Raw genomic sequence first — 12,776 nt, 5'->3', positions numbered from 1 at the left:
TGGCGCAATTGTACCCGTTGTCTGCGGAATTGTTGGGGGAATTGTACCCGTTGTTCGCGTTGGTGTTGTAATGGGAATTGTACCAGTTGTTGGTGTTGGCGTTGGATTCGGAGTTGGCGTTACAACCGGAGTCGGCGTTGGATTCGGAGTTGGCGTTACAACCGGAGTCGGAGTTGGATTCGGAGTTGGCGTTACAACCGGAGTCGGAGTTGGACTCGGAGTTGTTGACGGAGTTGGAGTTGGAGTTGGAGTTGGAGTTGGAGTTGGACTTGGAGTTGGAGTGGGAATTGGAGTTGGAGTTGGAGTGGGAATTGGATCGATCGCATCATCAGTCGGAAATGCAATATTAGCCACACCACTAGCAGAACGGGGAAACGACAGCGATGTAATGCTAGATTGTCCAGTTGTAATTGCAGCGGCCGTACCGTTAGTAGTAGCATCTCCCACGACAAACGGTTGAATCGGCGCGCCTCCATCTCCCCCAGCGTGCGCAATAGTAATTGTGCCACCACCGGCGCCGCCAGCAGTAGAAATGCTAGCAACTCCCGTCGGCGAAAGTAGGGTTGGAAAAGAATTGGTGGCGCGGAAAAAATTCTTTGTTTCTGCTGTGACATTTCCACCATTGCCACTCGTGCCACCTTGGGCATTGATAAACTCTACTTGAATATCGCCGATCGGATCTAACAACACATTGCCACCATTTCCGACTGTACCGCTGGAGTTAATTTGTCCTGCTGTAATTGAAGCTATCGCCTTAACAGTGATGTTCCCACCCGTATTTCCCGATGTATTCAAATTACCTGCTGTGAAAACCTTACTGCTGTTGAATAGAATTTCTCCACCATTAGTAATAACGTTTTTAACGGTGATATCGCCGCTGGAAGTAATATCGACTTTGCCGGCGGTTACATCTCCCGATAACTTGACTTTTTCCGTGTTCTGTGCTGTCAATTGTGCCGCATTAATTGTCGAGTTTCCTGTCACATTGCCAGCCTTTGTAATCAGAATATTTCCTAACTTGCTGGTTGCGCCCACCGATCCATTGAAAGTGATGCTGCCGCTACCGGAGGCTAGAGTTAAGTTGCGGGCATTAATGCTGTCACTGTCGATCGCACCTCCAAAGGCAATATTCCCCCCAGCCGTACTCATTACCGCATCTTTCGTCAGCCCCAGAACACCGTTAATATTGATATTGCCGTTATTCGCAGTAACATTGCCACCCAACTTAGTGCTAGCAGCAGTAATATTAAAACCAGAATTAATCGCAATATTACCGTTCGTGAATTCTGCATTCGTTGCAGTAACATTCAAAACAGAAAGCGGTGCTGTTACTCCGATATTTCCTTGCACCAACACATTGCCTGTAGCTGCGTTTAAGTTTAACAAACGATTGCCGTCGAGCGCACCAACTATGCTAATATCTCCGCCGTCTGTATTGAGATTGATATCGTTGCCGAGTTTGACATTGCCGTTAAGGGCGAGCGCATTTTGATTCGTGTTGATGCCAGAATTCAAATTAATTGTGGAAGCATTGAGAGTAATGCTGCTGTTGTCATTGCCCGTCAGAGTGCCATCAAGTGCGATCGAACCAGTTGCCGTTTGAATAGTTACGGGGTCTAAAAATGGGCGATTATTGGGAATACTAATATTGCCAGTACCATCCGATCGCCCGATCGTGATTTTAGTAAATCCATTTTGAATCAAATCAATTTCCGCTGCCGTCAAATCTAAAGCGGGAGTATTGTTGTCTGTTCCGGCAACCACAATATTTTGTCCTGGTGTTGCGGGTTGCAGAGTTAGCGCGCCTGTACCAGAAACTGGCCCAGCAAAATCAATTTCACCTGCTGTTAAAGTCAGGGGGTTACTTCCTGCCGACAAACTCGAATTAAAAGCAATCTTGGCATCTCCAAGTGTAAAATTTACAGTCTTTGTTAATGTCACAGGACCGCTAAAACTAATGTCATCATTGGTTGTGGTGATATCTCCGCTAACCGCGACTGTTCCCCCGCCTTTTTGCGTAAATGCACCATCTAAGTTGAGGTTTTTCTCAATATTGAGATTAACCTTATTAGTAATTGTCAGCGCGCCGTCATTGGTGGTTGTTACAGTGTCTTTTAGATTAACATTGTCAGCAACAATAGCGAGATTGCCAGCTTTGACTTGATTGTTAAAAGTAATGTCTTTGCCTGTGATAATCCGATTATTGGCAATTGTAACTGCATCTGCGTAGATTTGATTGCCGGTTGTCGTGACATCTCCGTTCACTTGAGTTGTGCCGCCACCACCAGCAGTCAAACTTGCGGCCTTGACTGTTTGATTAAATGCAGTTTTTCCTTGAGAGTTAACTATTAAATTGCCGATCGCCTTTGGAGTCCCAACTGCATCATTAAATGTAACATCACCCGTAGTCCCATCCACAGTCAAATCGCTGCCGATATCATTGGAGATAACAGTATTATTGAAAGTAATGCCTTTTCCTGTGAGAATAGGATTTTTGGCAATTGTAACTGCATCTCCATAGGTTTGACTGCCGGTGGTTGTCACATTGCCATTGACTATAGTTGTACCAACCGCATCTGTAGTCAAACTTGCGGCATTGACTTTTTGATTAAATGCGGTTGTTCCTGTAGAGTTAGCTGTTAAATTGCCGATCGCGTTATTATTGCCGATCGCATCATTGAATGTAATACTGCCGGTACCAGCCGTTAAACTCAGGTCTTTACTTCCTGTCGGTGCACCGTTGACAGTCTTGTCGAACACAATATTTGCTCCACCTGCACCTGCACTTGTTGTGTTGACAGAAGCCTTATTTTGGACGAGTACAGGACTTTTGAAAGTGATATTTTGACCGCTGGCATCAACGCCTCCGTTGAGTGTTGTCGGGCCGTTAAAAACGAGCGAAGCATTATCTTTCCCGGTGACTTGTGCATTGACAACGATCGCGCCGCCGGGAGATTGAATAGTCACTGGATCTTGGAAATTATGATCTCTGTCAAAAGTAATTGTACCAGTGCCGTCAGGTCGGCCGATCGCGATTGCACTAAATCCATCTTGCAGGGCATCTTGAAACGGCTGTTCCACATAAATAGTATTGGGAGCGGGAGGATTAGGTGGTACAGTTTTGAAGCTAATATTGCCATTTACATCAAACGGTTGCAGAGAAAAAGTCCCCGTACCTTGAACAGAACCAGCAGGCCCGCTGCTAAAGTTAACTTTGCTCCCCATCAAAGTAATATTTCCCGTACCAGCATTTATCTTATTTACATCAACTTTATTAAAAGCTTTGAGAGTGATATCTCCGCCCGAAGCACTCGTATCAACCGCTCCAGATACCGTTGTAATATTGCCATTATTGCTCGCAAGGGCGATCGCCCCTCCGGGATTCGTCGTAGTAATATTGCCCGTAGCAATATCGCCTGTAGTTGTAATGTTGATAGCGCCAGTGCTCGTAATATTGGCAGCTTGATTTACTCCAAGTGCAGCCAAGGGAGTAGCACCACCGACAGGCCCGCTTAACTTGATAGTAGCAGTGCCAGCAGTAATGTTTAATTTTTGGTTGCCGTCAACTTTGCCACCAAAGGTAATATCCCCACCGCTGCTGACGTTTGGAGTTTTTTGAGTGTTGAGAGTAACATCCTTACCGAGCAAAACATTGCCGAGAAACGAGATACTCCCGTCAGCAGTAGTAATGTTGTTATTCAGTTGTGTTGCTCCCTTCAGCGTCACTGTAGCGGGTTGTGCAGCGCTGCCTGTAGCGGTAATTGGCCCGTTGACGGCGATCGCGCCACCGCTATTTGGAGATTGAATTGTCACGGGAAAATTAAAAGTAACACCAGCGGGGTCAATGGCGATCGTCCCATTCCCGTCGGCCCGTCCGATAACCATTTGCTTAAACCCATTTAAAACCGGACTTGTAAGTTCAGCAGTGCTGAGATTCAAATCATTAGGATTACCGGCATTGCCAACAGTAATACCTAAATTCGGCGTCAGAGGTTGCAGCAGAATTGTACCAGTGTCGTTGCCGTTAACTTTAGACGTGCCCAACAGTGTAATTTCATTGCCCGTCAAAGTAACATCCTTACCGCTTCCAGGAGTCAGGTTTATCGCGCTATTGTTGAGGTAAATTGCATCCGCGCCGTTAGCTCCGGTACCTGTCAGATCAACATTTGCCGCCGTGGCTTCTACTCCCCTGTTGTTGTCAAGAGAAATGCCGTAATTGTTGATACCAGTCCCCGCGCCTGTGCCAGTCATGGTGATATTTCCCTTATTCGATTGCACATTAGAGCCTCCGCCAGTAACCGATATCCCGCTGTTGTTGTTTGTGCCCGCACCGCCGATACCGCTGAAAGTAATATTTCCGAGCCCAGTTGAGATCACCTGCCCTTGGATCAGAACGCCTTTGTTGTTATCCCCGCTCCCATTACTTTTTCCAGTGAGGGTGATATCCCCATTGTTCGATTGAACTTTGCTAGGAAAAGAAATAATTATCCCTTGATTTAAGTTGTTCCCATCACCGCCAACACCATTTAGAGTAACTTTCCCGGTGCCTGTGGATTCCACCAACCCTAAAATTACAATGCCTGTGTTGTCATCCCCGCTCCCCGAACCTGTTCCAGTCAGGGTGATATCTCCATTCAGCGACGAGACTGTGCTGGTGCCAATAGATATCCCTCCACTGCCATTTATCCCATTACCACCCGTACCAGTCAGGCTGACTTTTCCCGTCCCTGTTGATTCCACCACGTCGTTATTCGATCGGACGCCGTATTTAGCAGAGCCGCTGCCACTACCAGTCAAAGTAATATCGCCATTGACTGAACTTATCGTAGAGTCGCGCAAAATTATCCCGTCAGCATCACTATTAAGGCCACTACCGCTAGTTCCATTGAGGGTAATCTTTCCTATTCCAGTAGTTGTTAATGTGCTCCTATATACCTCAATACCAATGTTACTTGCCGTGTTTCCTGCACTCCCCTTCAGGTCAATATTCCCCGTACCAGCATTAATTGTGCCACCGTTAATAGTGATTCCATTTCCCTTACTAGCATTTCCACGACCAATGCCTGTAAAATCGCCGCCATTTGTATTAATCGTCGCGCCAATGGTGAGACTACCACCATTGAGATTATCGGCATCAGCATTTAGGATAACGTTGCCTGCTTGAGTTGTGATATTGGCGTTGACATTTATATTGTTTTTAGCTTGAGCCGTTAGTTTAACTCCCGCAGTGTTTATATTGACAGGAGCGCTAAAGGTAATGTCATTGGTAGCTTGCAGCATGACATCACTCGTGGCACTGTTAATCAAAGCAGCATCAATAGTATTGCCCGGGATGTCAGGGTCGGCAAATCCATCTACGTCAGTTCGTGCGGTAAAACTTCCCGCACCATTTTGAATAGTAATGTCTGTTGGGTCAAGCAATAATAATCCTGGATTGCCATTGGCAGCCAGAGTATTGACATTACCTCGGAAGTCTAAAAATTGCTTTCCCGACACTTCCACAAAGCCACCATTTCCCGAAAATAAGCCACCGCGAGCACTAATATTTCCATTAAAGCGAGTAGTCTCATCTGCCCAAACTATAACTCTGCCACCATTCCCATTACTAATAGCATCAGCATTAATTGTCGAGTCGCTGCTGACAAAAGTCCGCAAAGCATTCGGCACAGCCCCCAAACCCTGATAATCTCCGCCAATCAGTACATTCCCGCCACCGTTGATACCAGAAGCATTGATATTGCCTGCAATAACACCTACTTTCTCACCCAATATGTTAACATTACCGCCAGTGTTGCCAGAAACGTTGAGACTGCCGGATGCGATCGCAGTTCCCGCAGCTACAGGCACAGCAACATTCCCCGTCAACACAACATCACCATTGGCATTTACCGTCAAATTCGTTGCCTGCGGGGCACCTTTGCCAGTCAGCAACTGGGGCAAAGATAGCACGGGCTGCGTCCAATTGTTGGGGAGCGATCCCCCAGTTGCACTCGGCCCAACATCCAAGCTCAATAAATTTCCCGCTTGAGTAATCCGCACCAAATTTTGACCGGGTACGGCGCTAATCAGAATATTGCCACCGGGCGCACTTAGCTGACCGGTATTGACAACTGTACCGCCAGTCAAACTTAAACTTTGACCTGGTGCGACGGTCAAATTTCCTGCATTAACAATGCTTCCCGATTGCAAGTTAGTAAAGGCAAAACTGTTGGGATTGCCGATTAAAGTTGCCCAGTTGTTATTGCCGATCGCACTAAACCACTGATTGTTCCCAAAACCTATCCCTGTCGCCGCAGTCGCATTAAAAGATCCCGGCACGTTGAGACTGGCATTCGGCCCGAAAATCATGCCGGCAGGATTCATCAAAAATAAATTGGAATTGCCGCCCGTAACTTGAATTAAGCCATTGATTAAAGAAGGATTTCCCCCACTAATCCTTCCCAAAATATTTTGAATATTCGGATTAGTCAGAAAGTTAGCTGTTTGACCTTCGCCCAGGCCGAACTGAGTAAAACTGTGAAAAAGGTTAGCCCCCTCTCCGCCCAAGGACCCCCCGGAAATGTCGTAGCGGTTGCCGTTGGGAGTAACAACTGTGTTAGTGCCGTCGGGCGCTGGGGCGATGGGTTGCGCGGAAGCCGAACCCGCTGCTGCGCTCAGCCAGCCAACTATGAAGAAGCATCCGACCCAATGTAGTTTGTTGGCTGTCATTGTGTTTAAAGATTGTGCTAAAAGTGCGATCGTATTTATCTTTACCTATTTTGGCTCATCCAAGTTAGTCCTGTCAATAGGTTCGCCCTCTTATTTCAGAATACTTGACAGGGAAGCCGCCGAAAATGTAGTTTTTAATTACTAGGATTAACGCCGAAAAATTTGGTTTTTACGATTATTCAGGCGCGCGCGATCGGGCGATCGAACGAAAGTTTCTCGTTTCCACTTTGACAGATTCAATGACGCAATTACCTTAAGAAACCGAGTTGATGCGTCCGGGACAGTTGGCGAAAATATGGCGCTTGGGCGCCAGAGTTAGGGGTTGAAAAATCGGGACTATTAGTCAAAAATACGTAAGTACCGATCGCCTGTTTTGCGGCTTGCTTCTAGTGGCCAACAACTCGCTCAAATCCCTACTCGCACCGCCCCCGTATCCGAACACCGGGCGATCGGCTTGCAGCCCGCTTTCAGCAGCAACAGGCCCAACAGCAGAATTTCGATCGGAAACTTTATAATTTTTGGACGCTCTTTACCAAAACTTCACAAAACTTGACAAAAAAAATTATGTATTTTTGATGAAAGCTAATATTTGCAAGTCTTGCAGTCAACTTGAGACCGTTAGCGACACCAATAAATGTAGTAGGTTGGAAATCAAGACAGGATGAAAATCTTGGCATGGACAGATGAAAGTAGTGTGGCACTTAGAGTGTCAGTGAAAACTCTTAGAACAAGCACTCATTTATTCCAAAACACACTTAAGTGATATCGGTCTGTAGATTCACTCGTGTGGAGTCTCTTCTGTAGATTTGACGATCGTCCTAAATATCCGAGGCGAGCGATCGTCTATTCGCGTCACGGCAACATGGGATTTCCCGCCTTACTAACTAACAATACTGGAGGAATCAGGGTTATGACTACCTTAACGCTAGTCAAAAAAACATCTTTTACAGTCGCCACCTTGGCAAGTACAATCTTGCTCAGCATTTGCACGCCCGCCCGAGCTTTCATGTTTGGCACCAGCGGCATCCAGTTCGATCGAGATACAAGTATAAACTTTACCTTCGACCAATCACACGGCAGTTACCAGTCCAGCTTGTGGGTAGCCCAAGCTCAGTCAGGAAACACTGGCTACAGCAACATCGCCAAACTGTTTTACGAGATCCAACCCTCAGATAACGGCAGCGCGAATGACTGGCAGGGAAGCTTCGGCAACGCAGTCACCTCGGAAAACGGCTCCATCACCCAAACCTTCAAATTTCTGCAGGATCAAACTTATGCCCTGCTGCTGTGGAGCGACAGCGGCAGCGGCAAACAATTCGAGCAGTACGCCTCCAGCAGCACCTTCATGAACAGCCCCGAATGGTTTGCCGCCAACACCCAGTTCCGGAGAGATGACTGTCTGGTGGCGGGCTGTCAGCAAGCCGTGTTTGGCGACTTTAATCTCGACTACAACTCCAGCGACTCATTTACAAGCGTCAACGGCGGTAAAGGCCCAGAGCAATATTCATCGCTCACAATGGCCCAACTGGCTCAGGGTACAAAAATCTCATTCGACGATGCCGGAGGAGGAAACGACGTTGACTTCCAAGACTTCACCGTGTCGGCTGAGTTAGCCCCCAAACCAGTCAACGACCTTGCCTTCCGAAACTTCACCGTGTCGGCTGAGTTAGCCCCCGAACCAGTCCCCGAACCAGTCACAGTATTGGGGACTATGCTGGGGCTCGGGGCTTTGGCTGCGGCTCGAGCGAAAAAAAAGCGACAGCAGCAACCAGAAAAATGACTTTTAACCAGCCCCATACAAATCTAAATAGTGCGTCTGTTCAGTGGTACTCTGAGAAATAGCATTTCTAAATGTTAAGACTTTTTCCACAACGGGAAAAATAGCATCCTAACAAAGGCACTATTCATGGTATCCACCGCAGAAAAAACGAACGTAGGCTACATCACCCAAATCATCGGGCCAGTTGTAGACGTAAAATTCCCAGGCGGCAAACTGCCCCAAATCTATAACGCTCTCACGATTTCAGGCAAAAACGAAGCAGGTCAAGACGTTGCCGTTACCTGCGAAGTTCAGCAACTGCTCGGAGACAGCCAAGTGCGTGCAGTTTCCATGAGTACCACCGACGGCTTGGTGCGCGGCATGGAAGCGGTAGACACCGGAGAATCTATCCAAGTTCCCGTCGGAATCCCAACTCTCGGCCGCATTTTTAACGTCATCGGTCAACCCGTAGACAACCTCGGCCCGGTCAATACTTCCGAAAGTATGCCCATCCACCGCAACCCGCCGGCTTTCACCGAACTGGAAACCAAGCCTTCGGTGTTTGAAACTGGGATCAAGGTGATCGACCTGCTGGCCCCCTACCGTCGCGGCGGCAAAATCGGTTTGTTCGGCGGCGCAGGCGTCGGCAAAACCGTGATTATGATGGAACTCGTGAACAACATCGCCAAGGCTCACGGCGGCGTGTCCGTGTTCGGTGGTGTGGGCGAGCGCACCCGCGAAGGTAATGACCTCTACAAAGAAATGATCGAGTCGGGGGTTATTGACGAAGAAGACCGCAGCAAGTCGAAAATTGCCCTAGTATACGGTCAAATGAACGAGCCGCCCGGTGCTCGGATGCGCGTGGGCCTGTCGGCTCTGGCGATGGCCGAATACTTCCGCGATGTCAGCAAGCAAGACGTGCTTCTGTTCATTGACAATATCTTCCGGTTCGTGCAAGCGGGTTCTGAGGTATCGGCTCTGTTGGGTCGGATGCCTTCGGCTGTGGGATATCAGCCGACTCTCGGTACAGACATGGGCGACTTGCAAGAACGGATTACTTCGACTACCGAAGGTTCGATTACTTCGGTTCAAGCTGTGTACGTACCTGCGGATGACTTGACTGACCCCGCTCCGGCTACAACTTTTGCTCACTTGGACGCTACAACTGTGTTGTCTCGCGGTTTGGCTGCGAAGGGCATTTATCCGGCTGTTGACCCGCTGGATTCTACGTCTACAATGTTGCAAGTTAGCGTTGTTGGCGAAGAGCACTACGGTGTTGCGCGTCAGGTGCAGTCTACTCTGCAACGCTATAAGGAATTGCAAGACATTATTGCGATTTTGGGCTTGGATGAGCTGTCGGAAGATGACCGCTTGACGGTTTCTCGCGCTCGCAAAATTGAACGGTTCTTGTCCCAACCGTTCTTTGTGGCGGAAGTGTTCACGGGTTCCCCGGGCAAGTACGTCAAGCTGGCAGACACCATTAAGGGCTTCCAGATGATTTTGGCTGGCGAACTTGATGAGTTACCGGAACAAGCTTTCTATTTGGTTGGCGATATTAACGAGGCGATCGCCAAAGCTGAAAAAATGAAGGCTGACGCTAAGTAATTTTAGTCAGTTGACAGTTGACAGTTGACAGTTGACAGCTTGTCAGTCAGCGAAGTCGAAGGGTTGACAGTTGACAGTAGTCATTGGTCATTGATCGTTGGTCATTGATCGTTGGTCATTAGTCATTGGTCATTACTAAAAATCACCAACTGACAACTGACAACTGCCCACTAACAACTGACAACTAACAACTGACAACTGACAACTGCCAACTAACAACTGACAACTGACAACTGACAATTTATGACATTAACTGTGCGCGTAGTTGCCCCAGACAAAACTGTTTGGGATTCTAATGCTGAAGAAGTAATTCTGCCGAGCACCACAGGCCAATTGGGTATCTTGAGCGGTCACGCTCCGATGTTGACGGCTTTGGATACCGGAGTGATGCGCGTCCGTCCCGGTAAGGAATGGGTGTCTATTGCTCTGATGGGCGGCTTTGCAGAAATCCAAGAAAACAACGTTACTATTCTTGTCAACGGCGCTGAGAAAGGCGAAACGATTGATAAAGAAGCTGCTCGTACCGCTTACACCGAAGCAGAAGCTCGTTTGGAAAAGTCTGCTAGCGGCACTTTGCAAGAGCAAATTCAAGCTAAGCAAGCAATCAAACGCGCGAGAGCTCGTTTTCAAGCGGCTGGCGGCACGATTTAGCTGTAAGGGTAGGGACACGGCTTTTGTATCTCTGGTTTGTGTCCGAGTCTAGATCCCCCCTAACCCCCCGATCACGCAGGGGAGTAGGGGGTGGGACAGGAATCAATCAAAGTCGACCCCTACTCCCCAACAACCAGGGGGATGGGAGGGGGAAGAAGCCTCAGGGATAAACGACAGATACAATTTGTATCTCTAGTTTGTATCTAAGTCTCGATCCCCCCTAACCCCCCTTAACAAGGGGGGGACAAGAATAAGCGTCAAAGTCCCCGCAACGATTCGGGGGATGCGAGGGGGAAGAAGCCTCAGGGATAAACGAGATTTTTCAAGGGTTTTAGGCGATTGTTGACACCAATCAACATTGTTCTGTTCCTACTGTGAGTCCTAAACTCCGAGCTCGGACAAGAGAAATTGCATTGTTTCCCAAGATAACCCCTGCTGGAGATAGCGGGGGTTATTTGGATTGTAGGGGCTCTGGAGCCGATCGACACTGACAATCTTTGCTCCCTCCGGCAAAACAGGAACCTCTGGATCGCTCGCGGTCGATCGCACCAGGGAGCTAGAAAAGCCTTTAAAAATAGCAATTTCGTCGAATTCGCCGTCAATTTGGGCCTTGACGATTAAAACTTCGTGCGATCGGGCGATCGTGTATTGTTCCAAGCGGCGAGCAATAGAGTCAGCCATAGCAAATCTCACTTTCCTGAAATCTGCTATAATATAGCTTAATTTTGTGGCTAATTTCAGGGACAGCCAGCCGAAATTTTATATTTAATTCCACCTTTTTTAACAGCCGTTTGTCAGCGGACATAATATAAGTCCTGTAAAAAACATCTGGAAGATACTACTCCTGCAAAACCTACCTAGACGATATTTTATGAACCACAGAAAGACGAGGTTTCAATTATCGTTTTCCCCTCCAAATATTAGACGGCGTTTTGCTTGGGGATATTCGCTGCTATTTATGCTAGTTTTTAGCTTGACTTTAGCTCTCTTTAGTTGCAACTCAGAGCTGATAAGTAACTTTACAGCAAAAAGCGAAAATCCATCCTCAAACTTAACAAAAGTTGTAAGAATCGGCCATCAGACTTTTGGAGCGATGTTTTATCTCAAAGCTAAAGGCTCCTTGGAAAACCGTTTAGCAAAAATGGGGTGGTCTGTAGAATGGACGGAATTTGTCGCAGGCCCGCCAATTTTAGAAGCAATAGGAAAAGGAAAAATCGATCTGGGTTATGCAGGAGTTGCGCCGCCAATTTTTGCCCAATCAGAGGGCGTACCTTTTGTTTATATTGCTAACGATTCAGCTTTACCGGGAAGCATTGGTATCATAGTTCCTCAAAATTCTCCTATTCGGACTCTGGCGGATCTCAAAGGCAAGAAAATAGCAGCAACTCGGAAAACAGCAGGTCACTATTTGTTAATTCGGGCGTTAACTCAAGGCGGCTTGCAGTTAAAAGATGCCGAATTAGTCGATTTGTCTCCGCCAAAAGCTCAGGAAGCATTTCTCAGAGGCGAAGTTGATGCTTGGGCAATTTGGCAGCCGTTTCTAGCTAAGTTACAGGAAACAGTGCCTGTTCATTTTTTGACTGAGAGCGAGGGGCTGATCGATGACAGAAACTTCTATTTGGCAAGTCGCTCTTTTGCTAGCGACTTTCCCGATATTGTGAAAGTAGTGATGGGAGAAACTCGACAGATGGCTAATTGGATAACTAAGAATCCCGAGCGAGCAGTGGAATTTATCAGTGCTAGAACGGGAATGAAAAGAACAACAGCTAGAATATTAACTAAAAGCCGCAGCTACGATTGGCTGCCAATTCAAGACAGGGCAGTTGAAGAACAGCAGCGCATTGCTGAAATTTTCTTTAGGTTGAAACTCCTGCCAGCTCGCATTTGGATTGAAGATCTTATCTGGAAACAAAGATTAGATTTATAGCAGATGTTGAAGGAAGTTCGGCAACGGATTCGGTAACGGATTTAACGGATGTAACGGAGACAAGGAAGAAGGCTTTAAGTAAATCCACCTAATTAAACATCAAATATGAATCGCGCTCAAGCTTGC

The 12,776-nt window shown here is 47.4% G+C and carries 7 protein-coding genes; 5 read left to right on the top strand and 2 right to left on the bottom strand.

Annotation, left to right across the window (positions count from 1 at the left end):
- On the bottom strand, positions 1–6,708 hold a 6,708-nt coding region (locus QUB63_RS04430; RefSeq protein WP_332943589.1), incomplete at its 3' end, for a two-partner secretion domain-containing protein.
- 389 nt (positions 6,709–7,097) lie between these two features.
- Here QUB63_RS04430 and QUB63_RS04425 point away from each other — a divergent pair.
- The 4 genes from QUB63_RS04425 (at position 7,098) to atpC (ending at position 10,723) form a co-directional block, all read left to right on the top strand.
- On the top strand, positions 7,098–7,223 hold the full coding sequence (locus QUB63_RS04425; protein WP_332943588.1) for a hypothetical protein: 126 nt from the start codon (positions 7,098–7,100) through the stop codon (positions 7,221–7,223).
- 395 nt (positions 7,224–7,618) lie between these two features.
- A complete protein-coding gene (locus QUB63_RS04420; RefSeq protein WP_332943587.1) occupies positions 7,619–8,488 on the top strand; it encodes a PEP-CTERM sorting domain-containing protein in 870 nt (289 codons plus the stop codon).
- A gap of 126 nt (positions 8,489–8,614) precedes the next feature.
- Complete coding sequence (gene atpD / locus QUB63_RS04415) at positions 8,615–10,072, top strand: F0F1 ATP synthase subunit beta (protein ID WP_332943586.1); 1,458 nt, start codon at positions 8,615–8,617, stop codon at positions 10,070–10,072.
- A gap of 243 nt (positions 10,073–10,315) precedes the next feature.
- Positions 10,316–10,723, top strand: a complete 408-nt coding sequence (gene atpC, locus QUB63_RS04410) for an ATP synthase F1 subunit epsilon (protein ID WP_332943585.1) — start codon at positions 10,316–10,318, stop codon at positions 10,721–10,723.
- 381 nt (positions 10,724–11,104) lie between these two features.
- Here the strand turns inward: atpC and QUB63_RS04405 are convergent, their stop codons facing one another.
- Positions 11,105–11,404: a DUF7734 family protein gene (locus tag QUB63_RS04405; RefSeq protein WP_332943584.1), complete on the bottom strand. Its 300-nt coding sequence runs from the start codon at positions 11,402–11,404 to the stop codon at positions 11,105–11,107.
- A gap of 277 nt (positions 11,405–11,681) precedes the next feature.
- Between QUB63_RS04405 and QUB63_RS04400 the strand changes: the two genes are divergently transcribed.
- Positions 11,682–12,650: an aliphatic sulfonate ABC transporter substrate-binding protein gene (locus tag QUB63_RS04400; RefSeq protein WP_332943583.1), complete on the top strand. Its 969-nt coding sequence runs from the start codon at positions 11,682–11,684 to the stop codon at positions 12,648–12,650.
- Positions 12,651–12,776: the final 126 nt, after the last annotated feature.

It is taken from the genome of Microcoleus sp. ARI1-B5 (assembly GCF_036705795.1).
Lineage (GTDB): Bacteria > Cyanobacteriota > Cyanobacteriia > Cyanobacteriales > Microcoleaceae > Microcoleus.
Note: the sequence above shows the minus strand (reverse complement) of the source record. Positions and strands in the feature narration are given on the sequence as shown.